At 50.9% G+C, this 24913-nt stretch carries 18 protein-coding genes; 10 read left to right on the top strand and 8 right to left on the bottom strand.

What is annotated here, in order from left to right; genetic code table 11:
- Positions 1 to 295: 295 nt before the first annotated feature.
- The 4 genes from NDA01_RS00680 to NDA01_RS00665 all read left to right on the top strand — a co-directional run bounded on the left by NDA01_RS00680 (position 296) and on the right by NDA01_RS00665 (position 5277).
- Positions 296 to 2413, top strand: coding sequence for an FAD-dependent oxidoreductase (locus NDA01_RS00680; RefSeq protein WP_348226511.1), 2118 nt, complete (start codon positions 296 to 298; stop codon positions 2411 to 2413).
- An 82-nt stretch (positions 2414 to 2495) separates the two neighbouring features.
- Positions 2496 to 2849 (top strand): hypothetical protein, encoded by a 354-nt coding sequence (locus NDA01_RS00675; RefSeq protein WP_348226510.1) that lies wholly within the window; start codon positions 2496 to 2498, stop codon positions 2847 to 2849.
- A 13-nt stretch (positions 2850 to 2862) separates the two neighbouring features.
- On the top strand, positions 2863 to 3225 hold the full coding sequence (locus NDA01_RS00670) for a translation initiation factor (protein ID WP_348226509.1): 363 nt from the start codon (positions 2863 to 2865) through the stop codon (positions 3223 to 3225).
- A 192-nt stretch (positions 3226 to 3417) separates the two neighbouring features.
- Entirely contained in the window at positions 3418 to 5277 is a 1860-nt protein-coding gene (locus tag NDA01_RS00665; RefSeq protein ID WP_348226508.1) for a glycoside hydrolase family 10-like protein, read from the top strand.
- A 180-nt stretch (positions 5278 to 5457) separates the two neighbouring features.
- Here the strand turns inward: NDA01_RS00665 and NDA01_RS00660 are convergent, their stop codons facing one another.
- The 3 genes from NDA01_RS00660 to NDA01_RS00650 form a co-directional block, all read right to left on the bottom strand.
- Positions 5458 to 6255 carry a dienelactone hydrolase family protein gene (locus tag NDA01_RS00660; protein WP_348226507.1) on the bottom strand — a complete coding sequence of 266 codons (798 nt, stop codon included), beginning with the start codon at positions 6253 to 6255 and terminating at the stop codon, positions 5458 to 5460.
- A gap of 103 nt (positions 6256 to 6358) precedes the next feature.
- Complete coding sequence (locus NDA01_RS00655; RefSeq protein ID WP_348226506.1) at positions 6359 to 7966, bottom strand: NAD(P)H-quinone oxidoreductase subunit 4; 1608 nt, start codon at positions 7964 to 7966, stop codon at positions 6359 to 6361.
- A 723-nt stretch (positions 7967 to 8689) separates the two neighbouring features.
- Positions 8690 to 9835, bottom strand: coding sequence for a tetratricopeptide repeat protein (locus NDA01_RS00650; protein ID WP_199296205.1), 1146 nt, complete (start codon positions 9833 to 9835; stop codon positions 8690 to 8692).
- Between the two features lie 252 nt (positions 9836 to 10087).
- Here NDA01_RS00650 and NDA01_RS00645 point away from each other — a divergent pair, with 252 nt between their 5' ends.
- The 3 genes from NDA01_RS00645 (at position 10088) to NDA01_RS00635 (ending at position 12551) form a co-directional block, all read left to right on the top strand.
- Positions 10088 to 10414 (top strand): YbjQ family protein, encoded by a 327-nt coding sequence (locus NDA01_RS00645; protein ID WP_190432100.1) that lies wholly within the window; start codon positions 10088 to 10090, stop codon positions 10412 to 10414.
- Between the two features lie 613 nt (positions 10415 to 11027).
- Positions 11028 to 11681: a hypothetical protein gene (locus tag NDA01_RS00640; RefSeq protein WP_348226505.1), complete on the top strand. Its 654-nt coding sequence runs from the start codon at positions 11028 to 11030 to the stop codon at positions 11679 to 11681.
- 219 nt (positions 11682 to 11900) lie between these two features.
- Positions 11901 to 12551 (top strand): thylakoid membrane photosystem I accumulation factor, encoded by a 651-nt coding sequence (locus NDA01_RS00635; RefSeq protein ID WP_348226504.1) that lies wholly within the window; start codon positions 11901 to 11903, stop codon positions 12549 to 12551.
- Positions 12552 to 12650: 99 nt separating this feature from the next.
- Here NDA01_RS00635 and egtD read toward each other — a convergent pair whose 3' ends face one another.
- The 3 genes from egtD to egtC form a co-directional block, all read right to left on the bottom strand.
- Entirely contained in the window at positions 12651 to 13706 is a 1056-nt protein-coding gene (gene egtD / locus NDA01_RS00630; RefSeq protein WP_348226503.1) for an L-histidine N(alpha)-methyltransferase, read from the bottom strand.
- A gap of 217 nt (positions 13707 to 13923) precedes the next feature.
- Positions 13924 to 15240: an ergothioneine biosynthesis protein EgtB gene (egtB, locus tag NDA01_RS00625; RefSeq protein WP_348226502.1), complete on the bottom strand. Its 1317-nt coding sequence runs from the start codon at positions 15238 to 15240 to the stop codon at positions 13924 to 13926.
- On the bottom strand, positions 15209 to 15997 hold the full coding sequence (egtC, locus tag NDA01_RS00620) for an ergothioneine biosynthesis protein EgtC (protein WP_348226501.1): 789 nt from the start codon (positions 15995 to 15997) through the stop codon (positions 15209 to 15211). The genes egtB and egtC overlap by 32 nt, the downstream gene beginning before the upstream one ends.
- 232 nt (positions 15998 to 16229) lie before the next feature.
- On the opposite strand from egtC, the gene NDA01_RS00615 reads away from it, so the two are divergent.
- The gene (locus NDA01_RS00615; RefSeq protein ID WP_348226500.1) at positions 16230 to 16682 is read left to right on the top strand and encodes a hypothetical protein; all 453 of its coding nucleotides are present in this window, start codon (positions 16230 to 16232) and stop codon (positions 16680 to 16682) included.
- 124 nt (positions 16683 to 16806) lie between these two features.
- Positions 16807 to 17769 (top strand): pentapeptide repeat-containing protein, encoded by a 963-nt coding sequence (locus NDA01_RS00610; RefSeq protein ID WP_348226499.1) that lies wholly within the window; start codon positions 16807 to 16809, stop codon positions 17767 to 17769.
- Between the two features lie 61 nt (positions 17770 to 17830).
- On the opposite strand, the gene NDA01_RS00605 is transcribed toward NDA01_RS00610, so the two are convergent.
- Positions 17831 to 18520: a DUF2834 domain-containing protein gene (locus NDA01_RS00605; RefSeq protein WP_348226498.1), complete on the bottom strand. Its 690-nt coding sequence runs from the start codon at positions 18518 to 18520 to the stop codon at positions 17831 to 17833.
- Between the two features lie 323 nt (positions 18521 to 18843).
- On the opposite strand from NDA01_RS00605, the gene NDA01_RS00600 reads away from it, so the two are divergent.
- Positions 18844 to 19758, top strand: coding sequence for a pentapeptide repeat-containing protein (locus NDA01_RS00600; RefSeq protein ID WP_348226497.1), 915 nt, complete (start codon positions 18844 to 18846; stop codon positions 19756 to 19758).
- Here the strand turns inward: NDA01_RS00600 and NDA01_RS00595 are convergent.
- On the bottom strand, positions 19755 to 24650 hold the full coding sequence (locus tag NDA01_RS00595; RefSeq protein ID WP_348226496.1) for a translocation/assembly module TamB domain-containing protein: 4896 nt from the start codon (positions 24648 to 24650) through the stop codon (positions 19755 to 19757). The genes NDA01_RS00600 and NDA01_RS00595 overlap by 4 nt on opposite strands.
- Between the last annotated feature and the right edge of the window lie 263 nt (positions 24651 to 24913).

The following is a 24913-nucleotide window of genomic DNA, read 5'->3' as shown; positions in this document are numbered from 1 at the left end:
GCTGAAGGATGAAAAAGGGAGGAGCCCCAAGTCAGGAGTCGGGAGTTGGGAGAGTGAAGCATTACAAAGTGCCGAAAACAAAGTACCAAAACACCCACACTTAGACTCGTCTGGAGGGGGTCTGGGGGATGCAGCCGTCCCTCAGCGGGAGTTTGAGGGCAGGTGCCCTCAAGTCTTGATTTTGCCCAGAACTTAAATCAAGCTGTGGCAAACCAAGCTAAACCCCTAACCCTGCTTAAAATCCATAAATCAGGCTTTTCCGCATCCCACCATTCTCAACCGCCAGATTAAAGCCATGCCGACACCACAGCCAGTCCGCCAGCAAGGGGGAATATTCGACCCCAACACCTTCACAAGGCCAGAGAATGGGCGATCGCTGTCTTACCCAATTCTGATTGTGGGAGGTTCCACAGCCGCCTATGCTGCCACCCTTGCAGCCCTACGCAGTGGCATCACCGTTTGTCTCGTCCAACCCCAAGCCGTAGTTGGCGGACAATTCACCGCCCAAGCCCTCCCCGCTTCCGATGATGGCGATCTCCTGCGCCAAGCTGCCACCCCCTTTCAAGTCGAAGGCGAGCGGTTTGCCATTTCTAAAACCCAACGCAGCTTCCGCGATCGCCAACGGGAATTACAAAAGCTCAACGGTAGAAAAGTTGCCAATCCGGGCGGAGGTTGGGTCAGCCCCCTAGCTACTACCCCTGTAGTCGCCGCCACCGCAATGAACGAAGCGATCGCCCCTTACCTCGCCCAAGGCAAGCTCATCCTGATTCCTTTTGCTGAACCGATCAGAGTCGTGACCAGCGACAATCCAGGCCAGCGTCGGCGCGTGACGGGAATTGTGTTTCAAGATCGCCAGAACAATCACACCTTTACGATCAACAGCAGAGTCATCCTAGAAGCGACAGAGTTGGGAGACTTGCTAGAACTAGGCAATATTGAATCTCGCGTCGGTCAGGAAGCCCGGAGTGAAACCGGAGAGCAAGCCTTGCCCGAACGAGCCTTGCCCCAATGTCAGCAATCTTTTACCTTTGGCGCTGTTGTCGAACGGACGGCTCCGGGACGTGGGGTGGCGATCGGGGCTCCTCCTGGATATAACAGCAGTCCTTGGCTAAATGCGGCAGAGTTTCAAAGCGCCTTTTGGCACAAAAGCCGTGGACAGTGGGAACCCCAACCCCGTGAGTTTTTCAATCCTTTTGGCATCTTTCGCTATCGACGAATTTCCCGAGCAGCCGAAAATGAGAAAACAATTAACCCTGGAGATGTCACCGTCCTAAACTGGGGCCAACATCAACATGGGGAAAACGGGCCTTGGTGCTGTGGCAATGACTATCGAGTCGGGGTTCTGGTAGGTGTGAGCCGAGAAGAACGGCAGCGCCATATTCAGCAAGCCCGCGATCGCGCCCGTGCTTACGTTCACTATTTGCAAACCAACGGAGTCCCAGACCTAAAGCCACGCGGCGACCTCACTTGGACTCGGGATGGTATTGCCATAGAGCCTTACATTCGCGAAGCTAGACGCGGCATTGCAGCCACCACGATTCGCCATGAAGATGTCGCCAAACCCTTTTTCCCTGGGCAGGCAAGAGCAAAAAGCTTTGAGGATAGTGTCGGCATTGGGCAGTACCACTATCTTGATTTGCATGGCAACGATGAGCCAGGTCATGCCAGCTTGCCAGGGGAAAACGTGATTGCGTTGCCCTTTACCTTGCCGCTCGGTGCTTTGATTCCGATTAACACCGATGGCTTGATCCTGTCGGCCAAAAGCATCGGCACCACCCACATTACCAATGCGGCTTATCGGATGCACCCCGTAGAGTGGGCGATCGGAGAAGCGGGAGGTTATTTAGCCGCTCTAGCCGTCAATGCAGGAGTAGAAGTTCGCGATATTGCCACCAACGAAACGCTTAAACGCAAGCTGCAAGGCACCCTGACTCGCAATGGCATCCCGCTCTTTTGGTTTGATGATATTGCTCACGACGATCCAGACTTTGAAGCGATTCAAGTTTTAGCCGCCGCAGGCATTATTCGCAGTGAGAACTACACCGATTTGCATTTTCGCCCCTCAGCCAGCGTCAATCGAGCTGTGGTCGCGACCGCATTGGTCAAGCTGTTGGGCTTTGAACTGGTTTCGCCTGCCACGCCAACCTTCGTGGATGTGTTACCCAACTACCGCTGGGCTTACCCGATGATTGAAACATTAGTCGCGAAGCAAATTGCCGCTGGTGTGGGCGATCGCCGTTTTGCCCCAGAACGCCCGATTACTCGCGAGCAACTCTCGTTCTTAGTCAAAAAAGCACTGCCTGCTGCATACGATCGCGCTTTTGCGAGAACTCCTGCCGACAAACAAGTGCTACAACGGCGAGAACTATCGCGGGTTTTATATGAAGTAATGCGGATGAAGCTCGGCATTTAGGGGTTGCCTGAGTTATGAAATTGGGCAACAGCCAAAACGATCGCGCTACCTTGGAGAAACAGTTCGCACGTTCAATCCTCGTATGCTGCAAAAAATTCTGGCCCGTCCTTTAGGATGGCTCTTGGTTTTAGGAACTTTGACTGGAAGCGCGATCGTCGTTCATCCTGCTCAAGCTCAAACGCCTGATCTCACACCTACTGAATCTCCATCGCAACCGACGCAAGTAGATCCGACTCTAAACGAGGGTTATCCGATTCGCCGTCAGGATGCGCCGCTGCCAATCCCTCAGGTTTACGAAACCCCAATTGAGCAATTTGAGCCACCTTTCTCCGACGTACCGCGTGAGCATTGGGCCTATGAAGCAGTGACCCGGTTGTTTTACATTGGGGGAGTGAAGGGAGAACCTACAACTCCTACGAATTCAACTCAGCAATAAGCAGTTTCTGACTATGGCTTCTTCTAAGCGTAAGCCGACTGATAAGAGCGATCGCGTTGTCTACTCTGAATTTGGTAACTCTGCCAATCCTGATGCGTTTGCGCGTGGAGTGCCCGATTTACCGCCAAATCAACAAAACTTGAAGGTGCAGGCAACCCGAAAAGGCAAGGGTGGCAAAACGGTGACTGAAATTACTGGGTTCCAAGCCAAGGCAGAAACATTGGCCGATTTGTTGAAAAAGCTAAAAGCCCAGTGCGGAGCGGGTGGCACCGTGAAAGAAAACGCGATTGAGATTCAGGGTGACCACACACAGAAGCTCGTAGAAATTTTGATCAAACTAGGCTACAAAGCCAAGGCGAGTGGTAAGTCGGGTTGAGGTAAGGAGCGATCGCCTTGTAACATTACTGGCGCGATCGGCACCGTGACATCACTTTTAGAGTCGTGGATTAAGTGGACTAGATGAGGCCCACTTTTTTTGACGGAATTTAGGGCAACTTAATTGGATTAAAAGAGATAAGCCGCCATCCATTCGTCTTTGCCTGTCACCTTGGCCTTACAGAACTTTTCCATGCATAAGATCTACCGACCCCGCTCACCGCTGACCTTCCTCACCACCTTTTTGACTGCGATCGCGATGGTGATTGCAGCGGGTTTGATGACCCCCACCACCGCACAAACGAGCCCAAATAAATTTAAGGACGTTCAAGGTCACTGGGCACAGAACTGTATTGAAAATTTGGCTGATCAGAAAATCATTAGTGGCTATCCTGATGGTAGCTTCCGCCCCAGTGCCCCCGTCACCCGCGCTGAATTCGCCGCAATGGTGATGAAAGTGAAAGACTTTGCTTCCAACCCTCTTCCTGCTCGTCCCGCTACTTGGTTAGGAATTTCATTTGTCGATGTTCCTGTAAGCCACTGGGCATCTGCATCGATTTTCCAGGCTTCTGATGCTGGGTTTTTGTCAGGTTATCCAGGCCGCATCTTTAAGCCCAGTCAGAACATTCCACGAGCGCAAGTGTTGGTAGCGTTGGCCAATGGTTTAGGTTACAAACCTGCTCAACCCGTTGCAACAACTCTGAACGCTACCTTTAATGATGCTCAAGCAATTCCTGACTATGCCCGTAACGCGATCGCGGCGGCGACTGAAAAGCAAATTGTCGTCAACTATCCCAATGCCAAAGCCCTCAATCCCAACCAAGTTGCGACTCGCGCTGATGTAGCTGCGGCCATTTGTCAGAGCCGAGCAGGCAGCAATCAACTCGCCCTGATTCCTACTCAATACATCGCTAGCAACAAACCCCAATCTCAGCCTCAAAGTACCAATAAAACCAGTGAAATTCGGGGCGTGTGGCTTACCAATGTCGATAGCGAGATCTTGTTTAGTCGCGATCGCCTCAAGAATGACTTGCAAGATCTGGCGAACATCAAGTTCAACACCATTTACCCAACGGTTTGGAACTGGGGCCATACACTCTACCCTAGCCAAATCGCCAAAAAAGTGATTGGTACCGAGGTAGACCCAACACCCGGTCTGCAAGGGCGAGACATGCTCGCGGAAGCAGTCGAAGAAGGCCACCGTAATAATCTGGCTGTGATTCCTTGGTTTGAGTTTGGTTTCATGGCTCCTGCCGAGTCAGATTTAGTGGCGCGTCATCCTGACTGGCTTACCACTCGACAAGACGGTTCCACGATTTGGGCAGAAGGCAAGCACAGTCGCGTTTGGCTCAATCCTTTTCAGCCAGAAGTGCAGCAGTTCATGATCGATTTGGTCACCGAAATTGTCACCAAATACGACATTGATGGCATTCAGTTTGATGACCACTTTGGGCTACCTGCTCAGTTTGGCTACGACCCCATCACCGTCAAGCTTTATCAGCAAGAACATCAAGGCCAGAGCCCACCCAGCGATCCCAAAGATGCCGAGTGGACTCGTTGGCGTGCTGACAAAATTACCGCTGTGTTCGCTCGCACGTTTGAGGCAATTAAGGCTCGTAAACCCAAGGCGATCGTTTCCCTCTCTCCCAATCCCCAAAAGTTCTCCTACGAGGAATTTTTGGCCGATTGGGCCACGTGGGAACGCCGTGGTTTGGTAGAAGAACTGTTGCTCCAGATTTATCGCACTGACTTAAACACCTTTATTTCAGAACTCGATCAGCCCGAAGTTCGAGCTGCAAAACAACATATTCCTGTTGCGATCGGGATTCTGGCAGGCTTAAAAGACCGTTTGATGCCAACTCCACAAATTCAAGCCCAAGTGCAAGCAGTACGCGATCGCGACTTCAAGGGCGTGTCTTTCTTCTACTACGAAACCATGTGGAACTTTGACACCAACAACGTCGCCCGCCGCAAAACGGCCTTCCAAAACCTGTTTGCCTCGAATGTGACCCGCCCCAACCTTGTGCAAGAACAGGCAGCTAGCAATCCCTAGGAGTGAGAAGTGAGGAGATACAGCCACTTTCAATTAACATAGATAGCAGTTGTAGGGGCACCTCTTGTGGGTGCTCTGTAAAGGCAGTGGGCAGGCACAAGACTTGCCCCTACAGAAATAGTGTCGTTTAGTCAATTGAAAATCGCTAGAACAATTCTGGCTCCTCACCTCTGTTCTCAACTACCTTCTATTGCCAAAAATCTCCGTAAAAAACTGCTTCATATCTTCCCAAGAGCGGCGATCGGCGGTGCGGTTGTAAGCCACCCCTGTAGAGACATCATTGCCTGCTTCGGCATTTGTGAAACTGTGGACGGCACCGCCATAGCTCACCAGTTCCCAATTGACCTTACCTTGGCGCATCTCCTGCTTAAAAGACTGCACCTGCTCATCAGGTACTAGAGGGTCATCACCTCCATGTAACACCAAAACTTTAGCTTTAATGTTTTTGGCATCGGCTGGGTTGGGGGTGTCTAAATTACCGTGAAAACTAACCACCCCTGCAAGATCAGCGCCACTACGCGCCAGTTCTAGGACTGTGCCACCGCCAAAGCAGTACCCGATCGCCGCAATTCGCTTGGGGTCTACCTGAGTTTGTTGACGCAAAACATTGAGACCAGCCTGAGCGCGATCGCGTAACAACGCCCGATTAGAGCGATACTTGGTCGCTTCGGCTCCTGCTGCTTTCGGATTGCTGGGCCGAATGCCCTTGCCATAAATATCAGGTGCAAAAGCGACATAACCCATTTTTGCTAGTTGATTGGTGCGGCGCTTCACATAAGGCCCGATACCTGTCCACTCATGCACTACCAATACACCGGGCCGCTTGCCAGTTACTGCATCGTCGTAAGCCAAATATCCTTCTAAAACTGTGTTTCCTTGCTTATACTCCACAACTTTGGTGCGTAGAGCTGCTTGGACGCTTGCTGACCAGACTAAAGCAACCACCGGAGCCAGAAGTACAGAAGTCCAAACTTTCATAGTCTCAATCCTTGCAATCAACAAAAACCCCTGAAATCATACTGCTGACTTCAGGGGTAAGGACAACAATCAATGCTGTCCGTTGAGTTAATGGGGCAGAAATCTACTTCAACACACCCAGCAGCTCACTCGGTTTCGGAGTTTGTAGTTGAGGTGCGCTCAAGACGCGAGAGAACAAGCGAGAGGGAGGTTGCTCTGCGATTAGAGGTAGGGAGTTTCTGGCTTGAGAGGCGATCGCGACGGTCTTCACATCGTAGGTTTGGGTTGCCAGCTTAGGATACAAACCAATTCCGATGATGGGCACAATCAGGCAAGCCGTGATGAACACTTCTCTAGGCTTTGCATCCCAGAATTTGACCTGAGCCATTTCCGGGCTAGCTGTACCGTAGAACACTTCCCGCAGCATCGAGAGCAAGTAGATGGGAGTCACAATCAAGCCCACCGCCGACAGCAACACCACCACGACTTTGAAGGGGTCGCTGTAAGCTTCGCTGCTGGTAAAGCCGAGGAATACGCTCAATTCACTGACAAAACCGCTCATTCCGGGTAGCGCCAGCGAGGCCATCGAACCCATGGTAAACAAAGCAAACACAATCGGCATTTGCTTCGCCATGCCGCCCATCTTGTCCATCATCAAGGTGTGAGTCCGTTCGTAAGCCACCCCAGACAGGAAGAATAGAGCCGCTGCAATTAAACCGTGGGAGATCATTTGCAGCATCGCCCCACTCAATCCAACCTCTGTAAAGGAGGCAATCCCAATCAGCACGAAGCCCATGTGGGAGATAGAAGAGTAGGCCATGCGGCGCTTCAAGTTGGTCTGAGCAAACGCTGTCAAACCTGCATAAATAATGTTGACTACACCGAGCAGAGCCAACACAGGCGCAAAGTAAACGTGAGCGTTTGGCAGCATTTCCACGTTCATCCGGATTAGGGCATAGCCGCCCATCTTCAGCATCACACCCGCCAGCAGCATGGACACAGGCGCGGGCGCTTCACTGTGAGCATCCGGTAGCCAAGTGTGTAGGGGGAACATGGGGAGCTTGACCCCGTAGGCAACCAGAAAGGCTGCGTAGACAATCAACTCGAAAGTTAGAGAGTAGTCCTTAAGGGCCAGCTCTCGCATATCGAAGGTGACGTTGTCGCCATAGAAGGCCATTGCAAAAGCAGCAACGAGAATAAACAGCGAACCAACCGCCGTGTAGAGAATGAATTTGGTTGCTGCATAGAGGCGTTTTTGACCGCCCCAGACCGAAATCAGCAAATAGATGGGAACCAGTTCCAGTTCCCACATCAGGAAGAACATCAGCAAGTCTTGAGCTGCGAATACTCCAATCTGGGCGCTGTACATGGCCAGCATCAAGAAGTAGAACAGGCGCGGCTTGTGGGTGATAGGCCAAGCTGCCATGATGCCGAGGGTCGTGACCAAAGCCGTTAGAAGCACCAGAGGCATCGATAAACCATCAACGCCGACTGACCAGTTAAGACCTATCTGGGAAATCCAGGTATAGCTTTCAACGAGCTGTAGCTCAGGGTTTTGTAAATCGTAGTGCTGCCAGAAGGTGAAGAGAGTTAGGACTAGATCTACTAAACCCACCCCTAGGGCGTACCAGCGGACAACTTTGTTGTCTTTACCAGGTAAGAAGGGGATGGGCAGGGATGCCACGAGAGGCAGCAAGATGATGGTGGTGAGCCAAGGAAAATGGGTACTCATGTCAAGACCTAATAATTCGGTCGTTTCGTTACGAAGGGCATTCAGGGTGCTGAATCAATCCGTCTCGATTGGATAGGAGGTCTACCGATTGAAGGGAGGTCAGACCAGATGGTGCTAGGCGCTCTCGAAATCGATGATTGAATAATTGGGATAGCAGCTTAACCAGTAGCCCAAGCTAGAGGGAATTTGCTTCTCCCACCGCTCCTGTATAAGGTTTCCTTGACAGACTGAGTCAACACGATCAGGACAAATAAGAATATATACTCAACTGAGGATATATACCTAAATACATACTATTGCATTTTGTTAATAAATGTAAACTGCACTGTTTGAATTTATGGTGAAGATTGCTCTCGGTAGTTGAGCGCCCTGTGAGGTTGTCAAGAGCTTAGAGAAGTTTTCCCAGATTTATAGTTCTTGTTACAGCTTCATCTTTCTTTTTGAATTTACGTAAATCAGGAAATCGAGTTTCGCTGATGCAGGTTTAGCTCGGAGATGATTCTGAAATCTTTCATTCCAGAGTTTTGGGGGTGGGGAGACCGCTGAAGCACGGTTTAGTGATGACTCAGTCTTTATAACCACTCGTAACCAAGAATTGAGCAGGCTCACCTTTTGCAGCCTAAAGCTGAGGCTAAGAGTACCTACTCTCAGACTCTGGCCGTGAGATTGGGTCTTCCCCAACCTTGGTTATTTGCAAGAACTTGTAGCTTCGGAAAGTTGATTTCAGTCCTTAAAACTGCGTAAGGCGGATTCGGCTTTTTCCTCTCCTGCTTTGTCGCCTTGGCGCTTGAATAAGTCGCGGGCTTTTTTGAAGGTGTCTTCGGCTTCGTCTAGGCGATCGCGGCCTCTGAGAGCCACAGCCAGGTTGTAAACGGTCCTGGCATCATCGGGGCTAGCTTCCAAGGCTTCGCGATAAGCTACGATCGCCCGCAGGAAATTTTGGTCCTCCAAATACAAATCACCAATCGCAGCATGGGCCTCCGTCAAACTAGGCTTGATCGCAACGGCGCGTTGATAAGCTTGCAAAGATCCAGGGCGATCGCCTTGGTCTTGCAAAATTTTGCCAATCTGCAAGTGAATATCAGCATTACGGGGTTCCATTTGGGCGGCTCGTTCCAGGGCGGTAATGCCGCCACGGGTGTCGCCCTGATTCAGGAAAGCAACGCCCAAATTAATTTGAGTGCTGGCCCGATTGGGGGCTAGTTGAGCCGCCTTCTGTAAAGTAGCGATCGCTTCTCGATAGCGCTTTTGCTGGAGCAATAGTGATCCAAGCGCTTCATAGGGTTTGGCGCTCTTGGGGTTGATGGTAATGACTTTTTGATAAGCGTCGATCGCCCCGTCGTTATTACCTTGGCGAGCTAAGACGATCCCCAATCCTAGGTAGGCTTCTATATTTTTGCCATCTAACTGAGTAGCTCGTTGATAGGCGGCAGCAGCTCCCGGATTATCTCCAGAGTTGGCCAGACTATAGCCAAGGGCGTACTGAAAATCGGCATTTTTCTGATCCAACGCCACGGCTTGACGGTAGGCTGCAGCAGCAGCGGGGAAATTGCCTTGTCGAGCTTGCAGATAACCAATTCCAGAGAAGATCTTGGCATTCTTACCATCCAAATTGGCAGCTCGCTCATAGAGTGCTAAGGCACCAGGGAAGTTGCCAGAATCAACCAACTTCCGTCCTTCCTTCAGCAGTCGGCTTAGTTCTTCGCTGTTGGACCCGCTGGCTTGAGCAATTAAGCCGCTCGCGATCGCTGATTGATGGCGGTTGGTTGCTGGGGTCTGTTTTGCTTCATAGGCTTGAGTTACGGGTGCAGCTAGACCTAAGCCTGCTAAGCACAGCACACTAAAGGCCAAAAGAGATTGTCTATACACGGCCAATTTTCCTAGACGACGTTTGCAATGATTAACGGCTACAGCGACCCTGAAAAAGGATCAGGAAGGAGACTGCTGCTACCAACAACAAGTTCCATTTGCAGTGAAGTTCGATCGCTGCCGTTCGTTGTACCCAAGCTGATAACACTTGGATTCTAAACTTGAGATACGTTGAGAGTGCTATCAGGTATGGCTTCACTAACTTGAGGTGAGGCAGTTAACTGTTTAAGTATTGTTGCGTGAGGACAACCGATGATTTTATCAACAACTGATGTCATTCAAGGAGCCACTGTCGAAGCTTATTTAGGCATCGTGACCGCTGAGGTAGTCTACGGCAGTAATGCGCTGCGAGATTTTTTTGCGGGAATTCGAGACATTATTGGCGGGCGGACAGCCAGCTACGAGCGCGTTTTTGAGCAAGGGCAACGAGATGCACTCGCAGAGCTAGAGAAGCGAGCAGAGCGTTTAGGAGCAAATGCTGTCATTGGCATTGAGATCGACACTGGAACGATCAGCCTGGATCAGTCTGGAGTGTTGTTGCTCATCACTGCGACTGGAACTGCAATTCGGCTGCGTTAAGGCTTGAGGCAACCTACTTCTAAAGGGTTATGTGCCACTCATTAAACAATGGTTTTTGTGGCTAAGCTGCCCATTTACTACGCCTAAAGGAGTAGGTATTTTGCAAGTAACTGAGTTGTAGAGCCTCTACTAACTTAAGTGAGCAGAAGTATAAGTTTTAATATCTGTGAAGAGCGACTCAGACATAATAGTTATTCATGTAAGCAGGAATACCTTCTGGACTGAATTGGTTAAGAGTGTTACAAAGTCCCAGACTTTAATAAGTCAAGCAATATTATGTAAATTCAGTCAATGTATTTTTAACCGCGATCGCCTGAAACCCTTTCATGAAAGGAGTAGATTCAAGTTGGCTTAGTTTTCATGATAAGAACTGAGTTAGAACTTCTCGAATGTTTGGGATGAGTAACTTGACAAAAACTTAACTAATTCACGCCTCTTAGTTTAGAAAAAAACAAATTTTAATTTCTGTGTCTGAGAGTATGAAAGGAGCTGAATCTTATTCCCGCCGGTAGATGTAGTCACTGTAGAGTCAGCTTAAAGTAGAGCTCAAATGTAGAAATTGCTAAAGCAAATTCTTTAAGAACCTATACAGTGGGAGGGGGTAGATTAGGCTATGGCATATACAAATCGGCCAGCAGATAATGTAGTTGAAAGAACAGCTTACGGTCCAGTTACTGAATATCATGATCGGGTCCGTTGGGGTCCCATTTTGGCAGGTTTGCTCACAGCTTTGGCAACCCAATTAGTATTAAGCGCTTTGGGTGCTGCGATCGGACTATCTAGCATTGCGGGGTCCGGTGCTCCCCGATCCGATGCTGGAGATGTTGGTACTGCTGTTGGCATCTGGAGCATTATTAGTTTATTTATTTCTCTGTTTATTGGTGGTTGGATTACAAGCCGTACTTGTGGTCCGATGAACCGCAGTACTGCCCTGTTAAATGGGGCGATCCTTTGGGCAACCACCTTGGCTATTAGTTCTTGGCTGTTGGCAAGTGGTGTATCTGGTACTTTTGGTTTGTTAGTGAATAGTGCTGCCGATGCTGCCTCTGCTGCAGCCCAACCGGGTGGCGTCGATATTCCCAACCCAGGTGCTATCCCTAGCCCTCCTAATATCTCAGCTCAAGGCACCCGTGATTTGGCTGGCAATGCCGCGAAAGCAGGTTGGTCCTTCACCTTTGGTTCTCTACTCGGCTTAGTAGCTTCTATGGTTGGCGCTTCTGTGGGAGCCCGCAGCCCTCGCACCAATGGCAATCATCAGCACAGCTAGAGATAGCTAAAGATTGAGAGCTAGAAATAGCAAGAAATCTTCTTACATCCTGACGCAAAGTTAAATCCATACCCTGTAGCACTTTCTCAAGCTTGAGGAGGTGCTATTTTTTTGCGATCGCCTCTCCCCTAATAATGGGAAAATGACATACGGTAGAATCGTCAAGCCTTAGTATTGAGTTTTAGAATGTCTCCCTGGTGGAAGTTGCCCATTGTGTCTATGACTAGTGCTAGTAAATATTTGACTACTGGTGAACTGTCCTCACAGGTAGGAGCACCCAAGCAGCGTCGGTCATGGCGACAACAGACTTTCGCTGTGCTGCTGGTGTTAATGGTCGCGATCGCTGGTTTCTGGTCGGTCGGAGCTTCTCCTGCACTCGCAGGCATAGACGACGATCGCTTTGATGGCAATATTTTTGCGCTCTATGCGGGCAATGGCGCGTTGGTCCCGCCTAGAACCACCTTGGCAGATTCAATCCAACGTCATAAGCCTGCGTTGCTGGTGTTTTTTGTCGATGACAGCAAGGATTGCAAGCAGTTCTCTCCAGTTGTCTCCCAGCTCCAAGGCTTTTATGGCAAGGTTGTAGACTTCATTCCCATCAACGTGGATGCCATTCCAATCAAATCTAGCTACAGCCCAACTGAACCCGGTTACTACTATGCTGGCATCGTGCCTCAAACGGTAGTGATCAACCAAGAGGGTAAAGTGGCGCTGAATGCCAAGGGTAAAGTCCCCTTTGAAGCGGTGGATGATACTTTCCGAGAGGTATTTAACCTCTTGCCCCGTTCCGAATCTGTACCTCTAAGACGGCGCATGTTTAATGAGTTCAGCTCTGAGCTAACTGAACAAGCAGCTCCGAAGTCTAAGTAAGCAATGGATCACAAGTTCTTAATATCTGAATAACAGCGAGGGTAGGGGTACAGACTATTGTGCCCCTACTTTTTTGGGTGTACTAAGGGTTAAACGAGACTAAACCTGGCACAAGACGAGACCAAACCACTGTTTAGCGTCCGTCCAAGCTTGAATGGGGTTTAAGCCTTTAGCTTGGAGGTCTTGCTGCATGGATGCCAGATTGAACTTGCGCGAGATTTCGGTATGAATTGTTTCGCCCGCAGCAAACTCAAGCGCCAAGTTGAGCGATCGCAGGTGAACCGTTTGCGATCGCAAGCTCTTTAAGTAAATCTCAATCTGATGCAGCGACTCATTGTAGAAAGCGACATGCTGGAACTGAGACACATCAAAGTCGCCTTGGAAACGCCAATTCAAATGGTGCAGCATATTGAGATTAAATTCTGCTGTCACCCCTCGGCTGTCATCGTAGGCAGCTTCCAGAATATCGGGTGATTTTTGCAAGTCAAACCCCAGCAGGAAATATTCGCCAGGCTTTAGGGCTGCTTTTACCTGAGCAAAGAAAACCTCACATGCAGCAGGAGTGAGATTCCCCAGGGAACTGCCGAGGAAACAAATCATCCGGGTAGGGAGTTGCGCTGGCTCTAGTTTGGCGAGGGCTAGCTCATAGGTGCTAACTAAGCCATGGACTTGCAAGGTCGGATAGTCTACGAGCAAATCCCGCGCACTACTTTCCAGGATGCCAGCACTGACATCAATTGGCATGTAGTGCAGAGGCTGCTCTAGGGAAGCATAAGCATCTAGCAAAATCCGAGTTTTGACAGCACTACCACTGCCAAGCTCGACTAGCTCACAAGGACCTGTAATTTGGGCGATCGCGGCTGCATACTGTTGCAGAATGGCTGTCTCGGTCCGAGTTAAGTAGTACTCTGGCAACTCACAGATTTGCTCAAATAGCTGAGAGCCGCGATCGTCGTAGAAATAATGCGGGGGCAATGACTTGGGCGCTTGGGCTAAACCATCAACCACATCCTTACCCGCTGTAAGCTCCGTGGCTAAAGGATTACTAGGGCTAATCAGATGTTCAATCTGCAAGCGCTTTTCCAGGGGCTGAGCAACGCCTTGGTCCGGGGGGTGAGACACAAGATTGCTGCCCACTGCTTTAAAAATCGACATCCTACCTCCGTAAGTGTGATGGAAGCGAGATTGTTACTACTCGCAGCAAGTTAGCGCATCCATGTAAAACCGTTAGATTGACGCTGCGAAGCTTCTTAAATAGAGAACCACACAGCGAATCTTAGCCAAATCGAACTCAGGTGAGATTTTTTGGCTAATCGCTTGTATTTTCTCATTAAGGTTGCTGAGCAAAACTCAAGAAATCCTTAGCATCTGGCTAAGCGGCAGGAGGCTCCGCATCCCGCACACAGCGAAAGCCAGCCAAAATTTGCCGAGTTCCCGGCTCATACCAGTTACGAAAAGCACAGCGCAACCCCCAAGGTCGTGTCACCCAACTGCCACCCCGCAACACGCGATGCTGCCCATCAAAATACACTTGTGAGTAGCCACGATAGGGATAGAACTCAAACCCGTCGTAGCCATCAAACCAGGAAGCTGTCCACTCCCAAACGTTGCCTAGCATGTCGTAGCAACCGTAGAAGCTTTGCCCCTTTGGATAAGCATCAACCGGTGTTGTTAGCCCCTCCAAATGGTCGTGGTTGCAGCGTCCAATCCCAGATTCAGCGCTAGGAAAGGCTTCGCCCCAAGGGTAGGTTTGGCGTTGCTGTTTCTGCGGATGCCAACTTGCAGCTTTTTCCCACTCGGCTTCTGTAGGTAGGCGCTTCTGCACAAAGCGAGCATAGGCTTCGGCTTCATAGCAACTAACGCCACAGACTGGATGATCTGCCCAGGCTGGATCATTTGGCCAATAGAGCGGTTGAATAATGCTATTTGCTTGTCGCCATTGCCAACCCGATTCTGACCACCAATGGGGGTTTTGGTAGCCTCCAGCCGCGATAAATTTGCGGTACTGGCCATTGGTAACAGGGTAGCGATCGATCCAGTAGGTATCGAGATCAACCGAATGTACCGGGCGCTCGTTGTCGATCGCGTCTAGAGAATCATTACCTTGCTGAAATGCCCCGGTGGGAATGCAGACCATTTCCTCAAAGTCGCTCGAATCTGAGTGCTGCTGGGGTTGGCCTAGCCTGCTTGAAGGTTCCAAATCGGCAGTCCACCGCTGCAATTGCAGCAAAAAGCTAATCGTTTCGCAATGCTGACTCTCGTGCTGCAATAGCCAGTGCCAGAGGCGTTCTTGCGAGTCAAGTGGTGCAACTTTCAGATATTGCAGCACCTGGGTTCTCACGGTATCGAGGTAAGTGTAAGTATCAGCCAGGTTAGGCAAGTTGCAGCGCTCTGCTTTAGGCAAGCCATCGGCGGCAAACAAGCGGCGGTATTGGGCCAGCAGAGGAGCTTGACCCGCACAGTGTTCAAGAATCCATAGCCCCTCGGTAAAAGCAATATGGCCTAAGTGCCAACCGATGGGACTAAATTCGGGATGGATTTGTTGGCAAAACGTGGTGGAATCAACTGCTTGAAACAGGGCCAGAGTACCGGTGCGGCATTCTTCCAACGCTTGCTGAATCTGCTGCCGACGCAACTCTAGATCGCGGAGCTGTGGGTCAGATGGGGCGAATCTGGATGTCAAGGTCATCTTCTACGGTCAGAATGCTACTTTCTGGGCAGGTGGTCCAATCTCCAGCGAACAAAGGCTCAGAAGCCACAATCACGGCATTTGGTAGTGTAGGGTCGTCCCGGAGCCAGTGGAGAGAGGGGTTGGGGCTGTGACTGGCAAAGCGAGAAGCAATCAACCGTTTGCCGTTGCTAATCAAGATATTGGCCGAAAACTCTAACTGTTGGCTCTCTGCTAGCTCAGAGAGAGTGGTCAGAGTTTGGTGCAGCGCCTCTTCCAGAGGTTTTTCTGGAGCTTGGTACCAGTAGTGTAGCAACAGCGCGAAGATGTGCTCGGAGTCGGTTGTACCTCGAATCACCTGATGAGAAGTATCATCGAGGCGATCGCAAATGGCTTTACGCAATGTCTGCCGGAAGTTTTTGATGAAGCCATTATGCATGAACAAGATGCGATCTTGCTGAAAAGGCTGACAATTGCTCACATCAACGCCTAACCCTGGAGTCGCGCTACGAACGTTAGCTAAGACGCAACCTGATTCGATGTAGCGGCTAAGGCTAGAGAGGTTGGGGTCGTTCCAGATAGGCAGGATGTTTTTGTAAGTGAAGGGAGGTGTCTCTTGTTGCGAGTGGTACCAACCAACGCCAAACCCATCGGCATTTAGTAGGCCCGCTGTCATTTCACGGGGTTGGTAGCTTTGAACAATGAGTGAGTGCTCAGGCTTGTCGAGCAGGCGATCAAGCGAAATGGATGGCCCTAAGTAGCCCATTAAACGGCACATCTAAAAGATTGACTCCTGCGAAGGTAAAAGATTGTGAAGTGTTTCAGTCTTTATTGAGTCTAATGAGGATTCCTGAAAACAGCCGTAGCGGGTTTCTCGTTAGCCAGGGAAATAGGGCCAGAGTGATTTCAGCAGTCTCTTTAGTCAACTGCTCTGCGGAGAAGGGCTGAAGTTGAGTGTTTCTACCAATACGCTCCACGTTCAACGCCCCCTATCCAAGGAAATTCTTGCTATGAAAAGCCCGATGGCTCTCGGTGTCACTCTTTTAGTCCTGGCTTTGCCAACTGCCCTTAGTTCCAATGCAATCGCTAACAAGTCAACGCCTACCCAACCCCAGCAGACTCAAGCAGCGATCGTTTGGGAGCGTTCTGGAGGCATTGCAGGTATCTGTCAGCGTCTAACTTTGCGCTCCAGTGCTGCCTATGTTTTGGAAGACTGCCGCAAGCAAACGGTTGTGAGCCGAGGTAACTTGCCGGAGAGCGATCGCGTGCAGCTCAAAAAATTGTTGTTAAAGCAATATGGTCAGTTTCAGTGGCAAAGCTCGAATCAAGGTGCGGATATGTTTAGCGATCGCTACACCTTGAATGGTCGAGGTTCGCAAAAACCTACTTTGTCAGAACAAGCAGCTTTGAATAAATATTTGACGCAATTAGCGGGTCAGTTGGCCTCGCAAGCACAAAGCTAGACCTTAGTTAGGTCTGTAAATATTGTCTGGAAATATTACTGGCGAAGTGGCATCCGCTAAGTTGCCTAATTACACCTGTGGGGAATCCTAGGCCTAAGGACTTTCTGGTGAGACTAGGGTGCATATGGCAAATCCGGAACACCTTGCTTTGCTGGAGCGAGGAGTAACTGGCTGGAATCAGTGGTGGACGACCCAAGCTACAAGTAGTCCACGTTTAGAGGGTGCCTCTATAGGCATGATCAACCTCAGAAATGCCAACCTGAGTCAGGCGAATTTGAGTGGCATCAACTTAGAAGCAGCCGACCTTTGCTTAGCCAACTTTGAGACAGCGAATCTCCATCGGGCCAAGCTGATGGGAGCTAGCCTTTACACAGCCAACTTATACCAAGCGAAGCTGAGAGAAGCCAACTTAAGCAAGGCTGACTTACGAGAGGTAAACCTCCGACACGCTGACCTCTGTATGGCAAACTTGACCGAAGCAAATCTCAGTCAAGCAGATTTGGAAGGTGCAACCCTCTACACAACCACGCTCTGTAAAGCCAATTTGCGGGAAGCCAATCTTTACAAGGCAGACTTACGGGAAGCAGACTTAAGTGTGGCAAAGCTGCGGGAAGCCAATCTCAGCCGCGCTAATCTGGGCATGGCCAACCTTTGTATGGCTGACTTTATCGGCGCTACTCTTCACGAAGCTAACCTGACAATGGCCAATCTGAGTATGGCTAACTTCTGCATGGCGAATTTGATGGGCACCACTCTTTACAAAGCGATGCTGATTGGAGCCAACTGTATTGGCACTAACCTCTACAAAGCCAACCTGAGCCGAGCTAATCTGAGCAAAGCTGATTTGCGTGAGGCTACTTTAAGCCAAGCTAACTTGAGCCAAGCTGATCTGAGCAACGCTAACTTGTGTATGACTAATCTACGCGATGCCAACCTCCAAGGAGCTTGTCTAGTAGGTGCGAATCTCAACTGTGCCACCCTAGAAGGAACCAATTTAGCAGGCGCAAATCTCAACCAAGCCACGCTAGAAGGGGCTTGCCTCCGAGGAGCGATCATGCCTGACGGATTTAGCCTCACTTCAATTTAGCGATCGCCCCATTTGATCAACCCTTGCATACCACCGAATTTTGGATGCTTAGGGTGACGCTTTAGGATTGGCCCGTTACCGTCGGTTGTTGGCTCAGACCTTTAGCCTCGGTTGCGGCAGAACTGCTCAGAGGTGGTCGAAAAGCAAGGTAAAGCGCTGACCCTAACAAGGGTAGAGAGGCAGCCCAGAAAATGCGAGCATCTTGCAATCCTCGCCGGGCCATGTCATCCCCCAACACTGTCGGAAAGAGCAGACACAGCAAGCAAAAATCCAAACTCATGACGTGGATAAAGCGGTTCGTTTGCCATTGCGCTACGAAATCACTCCAATCACCTGCGATCGCCCCATAGCCGACTAAAGCGATCGTGCCTAACGCCAGAACTGCCCCTGTCCAACGGGAGTCGAGCAGCTTCAGCAAAGATGTTTTAGGCCCACTAAAGTCCGAGTTAGGGTGGCGGAGTGCTAAGTAAGGCAACAAGGCAAACGCTCCCAGGCCAAAAGAGCCCGCTACAAAAGGCCAAGCAGGAATTTTTTGGGTTCTGCCATCTATCAACAACAAGGCACTGTAGATCATCGGCCAGACGCCCATGATGTTAAACAAAGCAATAATCAGGGGATTAATCCCCTCCCAATCGCCTGTAGATAGCTTTTGGATCAGAGTGAGAGTATCTGGTTGGTTAGGGGGAGCTAGCAGAAAGGCATACGCGATCGCCCCAACCCAAAGCAGCCAAAGTCCAAGTTTTCTACCCATGCTCGCCTAAAAAATCTAATAACGTTAAACCCTTTGGTTCAGGTCATTCCAGCCTGAAGCATCTTTAATAATTACGCATTATTAAGTTAATCAATTTTAAGGGTAGCCCTGAGATGCTGCCTCTATTCCTAGTATGGAAAAGCAAGATAAAAGGATAGTGTTTCTAAAGTTTTCAAAGCCGTTAAACAACGTAACAGCTCGTGCGTCAAGAACCGAAAAGCGCTTGGGCAAGTTAAGAACACAAGCCCAAGCTTCAATCTGGGTCAGCCCTGTAGATCGACGTTGCCCACCCCTAAGCTAGCCGCAACTAGAGGCATCAAGACATGGACGTTAGTTACTTGCTCAAATGCTACGAAATGGGAAGCCGAGACTTCGCTGGCGTTGACCTCAGAGGAGCTGACCTAAGTGGAGCAACCTTGATTGACATCAACCTAGAAGGTGCCAATCTAACCGGGGCCAACTTAAGTCGCGCCTTTTTAACCAAAGCAAATCTCAATGGTGTCTTTCTTAATTGGGCCAATTTAAGCTTTGCCAAACTGAGTGAAAGTTGTTTAGTCGATTCCGACTTAACAAAGGCGAATTTGAACGGAGCTTTCCTCGTCAAAGCCGATTTAGCAAAAGCCAAACTCAGCGCGGCTAATCTGAGCAATGCCAATCTGCGGAACGCCAACTTACAACGAGCTAATCTCTGCGGCACCACCCTACAAAGTGTGAATCTACGGAATGCTCACCTTAAAGGAGCCAACCTCAATTGGGCCAATCTCAAAGGAGCGAGATTGAGTGGGGCTGTGCTGCAAGGGGCTTTCCTCAATGGGGTGAACTTGGCGGGAGCTTTCCTCAACGGCGTTGATCTCAGGGGCGTAGACCTCAGTGGGGTGAACTTGAGTGAGGCCAAGTTGAGTGGAGCTGATTTGCAGGAGGCCAATTTGTCCACCGCAAATTTTACTGAAGCCAAGCTTCGGGGCGTTAATTTAATCGGAGCCGACTTGAGTGGAGCGAATCTCAACCGAGCCTACCTCGGTCGGGCCGAACTAGATTGGAGCAATCTGAGCCGAGCAGATCTAAGCCAAGCTGATTTGAGCGATGCCAGCGTTCTAGGCGTCAAGATTGAAGGGGCAGAATTTAGTGGTGTCACCCTGCCCGAAATGACGCGCCGGTACCTCTGCTTGGTGGCCAGTGGGCATACCGCTTGGAGTCAAAAACAAACTCAAGAAACTTTGAACTGTGAGAAAAGTTAGAAGCGAGTTTCATACTCCAGCACAGCTCGGCTGTCTCCCGAAAGGTCTGTCGAACCGCGCAACAGAAATTCCTCATTCAGGCGATAGCGCAAACCAAACTGAGTTGGCTGATCTGCTGTTAACACCCGCAGCACAGAGGCAGAAACGTTTTGCGTGATGTCAACACTCGCCTCCGCTGCCAAGCCGAGAGTCGAGGAACGCGATTCTTCGGAAGTAACAATTGTGGGGAATAGACGAAATTCGCTCAGGCCTAAAGCATTACCGATCGCCCCTTGAATATTGGTCAGTAAGGCTGAACCTGCCAAGTTAGCTAGCCCCAGAGTGCTATCGCCGCGTCCGAGTGTATTGATGAAGCCACCCCCCAATAGCCCAACGATTTCATTGCGGCTCCGGGAGGGACTACTCTTCAGTTCTAAGTTGTCGAACAGTTGACTTGCAGGTCCTGTCGCGGTAGCTTCGATGCGCACTGTTTGCAGTGCCCCCAAACTCGTAGCTGGCACATCTTCCACTTCCGAGGGAGACAAGGTAGAAACTGTGCGGCTGCGGGTGACTTCGGGCACAGAGGTAATTAACTGGATATCTAAAATTGGGTCTAAGCCCCGTTCGGGAGTAAATACTGCCGTTTGAGGATAACCCCGCGCTAAGGTGAAGCGAGTGGTGAATAGGTTGACTTGGCCTGTACGGAGGCGAATGGTGCCATTAGGCCGCAGGTTTTCTAAGGTGCCATTGAGGGTAATATCGCCGACAGCAAGGAAGTTTAAGATCGGCTGACGGACGATTTGCAGGCCATCCCCTAGCGTGAGTCGCAAATCGTTGAATCGAGGCGTAGTAGCCGTAGCACCGGATTGGCTATCGCTGGTGCTGGCATTCGTCGCCGTTGCAGGAGCGCTACTAGTGTCAGGCAGTTGAACTTGGCCATTCGCAAGTTTGATTTCACCGCCGATTCTTGGTTCTAGAGCGGTGCCAGTCACCATTACCTGGCCTTCTACACCGCCCCGGTATAGCCCTTTGAGGTTGAGCGAAATTTTGTCGAGGTTAACCGTGAGGGGAGTGGCAGCATCTGGGTTGCCTGGGCGGAAGCTGGTAAAGATCGGCAAAATGCCTTGAGCGTTGACTTGTCCCTGGCTAAATTGGCCTTGGATACCTTCTACAAGGATGCGATCGCGATCAAAGCGAATGGTGCCATTGACATTGGTCAAGCGTTCAGGTAGGGCTTGAGCCTCAAAGGTGGCATTTTGGAAAGTAGCGATGCCATTGGCAATCGGCTGCTCTAAAGTCCCTCGGACTTGAAGGTTGACTTGGCCTTGACCATCCACCCAAGCGGCCTGAGGCGTGAGCACATTTAAGAGCGCCAAACCCTCATTTTTAACATCTACATCTAAACTAATCTCGTTGCTGGCGGGGGGCGCACTGAAAGGAAGTGCCGCCGGAAAACTGCCAGCCACGGTTAACGGTTCTGGGCCATTGACAATTACAGTACTGCCAAAGTTCAGGCGAGCATTGTTGTAGTTAAAACTGCCTCTAGCGGTTTGCACTGCCGTATCGTTCAGCGTGCCATCGACTAAGCTGAGTTCTCCCACCGCTTGCGGATTGACCAAACTGCCTGCCAATGTGGCTGTAGCATTCAACTTACCGCTGATATCGACGGGTAAAGCGACAAAGCGATCGAGCGTTTCTAAAGATAAGTTCTCGATTTGCAATTGGCCTGACTGAGTTTTGCCACCGATTTGCCCGGAGAACGCCACTAAGGTATCTGCGGATTGGAAGCGCAATGGTAACAAAGTCAGAACGCCGTTCTCAAAGCTGCCGTTTAGCACGACTTGGTCAGCGGTGTACTCGTCCCACTGCCAGTCTTGCCCTTGAATATCAAAATTGAGCGATACTCCAGTTTCTGGAGAGCCTGCGAAGCGAATGCCACCCGTGAAGTTGCCTTCGAGATCTGCTAAATCAGGCAGGGGAGAAGCGGCCTCACGGCGAGCCACTTGCTGACTCAATAAGGTCTCGATTTCGGAGAAACGACGGAGTTGGGTTTGTAGGGGTGTTTCCGGTACGCCCACGGCCACGGTTTGCACATCGGCTGCCCTAGCATAGGTTGGTGCTCCCAACCCACGGGTGATGTCTTGCAGCTCAAACCATTGCAGCGTCGCCAATATATCTTGCAGCGACCCTTGCGCAACATCTACCTGCCCCTTAAATTGCGGCCCTGCTGCGGTTTGCAGGAAGTTGCCTGCTAAGAGGTACTGGCTCTGGCCGATGCGGAGTTCGCCGCCTGTCAAAGCAGCGATGCCATTGGCGTAACGGAAGCGGCCCCGGAACTCATCGCCCGCAATGGTGCCGATCGCGGGTCTGGCGATCGCGACTTCACCTACCACAGAGGATTGCTTCAAGTTCACATCGAAGTTGCCGCTGAGCAGTCCAGCCACATTCCCTAAGCCGAACTGAGCACCGGGAGCCAGATTCAACGCGGCCAGTGGGAAGCTCTGGACATTCACCAACAATTGATCACCTTGGGCCTTACCCTGAGCGATCGCCTCATCTCGCTGGATCAAGAAAGCTCTGGGTTGATTGCTAGGGTCGAGGGCTAGGTCGATGCGGTCGCGATCGCCTGCCACCGCCAGATTTAACCCTTGTCCAGTGGCTACCTTGAGGTTGCCTGCCAAAACGGGTTCAAAAGGGACGCCATTCAGGGCAAATTGATTCAGCCGCAAGTTGCCTGCGACATTGGGAGCCGTGGGCGTGCCCGTTAAGCGGCCCGTAAAATCGGCTCGGCCTGCCAGTTGAAAAGTGCTAGGCACCGCAAAGGGGAGAGCGTTGAGGGCGTAGTCCCGGGCTTGTACATTTAAGTTGAGGTTGGTAACTTCTGGCGCATTCTTGCCTTCGGTACGCACGGCGACGATGCCATTGGCACTCAAGTTAGGAGCGGTCGCTTCTTGCACCAGTAAGTTTTGTCCTGTCCAACGCACCGAGGCAGTCAGGGGTTGCTGCACGATCGCCAACCCTTCCGAGAGCCGCACCCGACCCGCTGCTTGAATTGCACTCAGGTCAAAGGCTTCAGTCGTACCTGCCAACTGTAAAGCGCCACTCAGCTGTCCACGTAAGTCCGGTGAAAGGCGTTTCAATTGAATTTGGGATAAATCTGCCAACGCTTGCCAGCGGCCTTGGTTCAAACTGATGTTGCTCAGGGCAACAGTGCCCCCCACGACATTCAGGAAAGCTTTGCCTGCCGCTTGAACCGCATTCGTCTGTGGATTATCAGTGGTGCCTGCCAAGGCAATTTCGCCACTGAGTTGACCGCGAAACTGGGCTGGGACTTGCTCAAACCGGCTGAGCTGAATTTGCTGCGCCTTGACCAGGGCTTGCCAGCGACCTTCGGCTAACCGAGCTCTGGCGCTGACGATGCCACCTGCGGCATTGGGGGCCTGCGCCTGTACAACTGTTTGCAAATTGCCACCCAAAGGCCCATAAATTTGGGCTCTACCACTAACTAAGCCAATGCTGGTGGGCAATTCAGTGCCGTAGGTTTGAGCGATCGCGTCTCCCGGCAAGTTCTGTCCCGCAAAATCTAAAACGAGACCGCCTGCTTCGCCAAATTTGATGCCACCGCTACCCGTGACCGTACCACCCACCTCTGGGGTCGCCTTAATTTGATCGAAAATAACTTTCGACTCTGCTGTGACCAGGGCAAAGTTAGTGCTGATGCGGCTGAAATCAACTTTATCGACCCGAGCGGTTTTGGTGGTGACGACGGTGCCTGCCAGGACAGGCTTGGCGATCGGCCCCCGCAGTAAAAAGGCTCCCCGGACTTCTCCTGCGGTGGCAAAGGGTAACTCTTCAACCTTGAGGGTGTCGAGCAAATTAGCCACACTGACTGGGGCTAAGCGTCCCCGCAGATCGTAGTTGGACTGGGTGTTGAGCACTCCTGCCACTTGGATCGGCAATTTGCCGTAAAACGTGCTGATGTTTTCCAGCCCAATTAGCTGCCCTTGGAAGCGCACAAAGCCTTTGGCCTGCCGGAAGGGTTGCGGGACTTGCCTCACTTGCGCTGTAACAGTTTTTAGTTCCGCGCGCCCCTCTAGCTTCACAGGTTCATCCGGGTGGGACCGCACAGCCAGCGTGCCATCCACGCGCCCCCCCTGGAAATCAAGCGGCAGGTCAATAATCCGACTCACATCCGAGGCTAGGAGATCTTGGGCTCGAATTTGTAAGTTTGTCTGCTGGCTTTTTAGTTGGGATTCGCCCTTCAGCCGCAGATTGCCTCCCCGCAAAGGTTTACCACTGACCTCAAAGGCAATTCGTTGGTTTTGGTCAAAAAAGTTGGCCGCACCATTGACTTGATTAAACGCGATCGCCACTCGTTTGCTCCGAGGATCGGGATAGGGAATCAGCACAATGCCCGCATCGCGAAAGCGAATCACATCTAGGTCCGTTTTGATCAGCCCCGCCTGTTCTTGAGCTTTAACTCGCGTAGAAATCCATTCGCCGCTTTTGGCTTGCTCTACATAAATGGTGGATTTGACTAAAGTAATGCTGGGCTTCAGCGTCCGGGTAAACAATAGCTGCAACGGATTAAACTCGACCTCTACCGCAGCCACAGCAAGGCGATCGGGATCAGTGGGTGTCGCAGGCACCGCAGAAGCCCCAAAGCGAATGCTATTGAGATCAAATCGCTCCACCTCTCCTAGCTCTACCGGGCGGCTTAAAGTTTGACTGAGGTTCTTCTCAATCAGTGGGGCGAGGTCGTTACGCACAAAATTCCAAGCCCACCAAGCACCGCCAGTGATGCCAGCAAGCAAAACAACTCCAACCACAGCACTGGTACGGCTCAACAGGAGCAGCCACAGGCGTCGGCTAGGAGGGGTGGGTTCGTTACCCGGAGGAGAAGACTGGGTCATCGCATTTGCAACAATAGCAAGCTGGGGAACGCCAATAAGAATCTATCCCACGATGCTCAAATTCCCAAGCTGAAACCATCGTTGGGTTACAAAAACCAATACATTCTTCTGGAAGTATTTTTGGATGGTGGTTCAGTCGGTTTCAGTAGCTTCGGGTGAATCAATAGCATTCCACCCAGAGCTTGACTCCGATTTGGAGTTGCAAGTTTCAGGTAGCGATGGATCGAAGTTGAGAATGAGCTTAGCGCATGCACTCGTCGCGA

It is taken from the genome of Trichocoleus desertorum AS-A10, assembly GCF_039962155.1.
Classification (GTDB): Bacteria; Cyanobacteriota; Cyanobacteriia; order FACHB-46; family FACHB-46; genus Trichocoleus.
The sequence above is the reverse complement of the archived record's forward strand: the minus strand, read 5'-3'. Positions and strand labels throughout refer to the sequence as shown.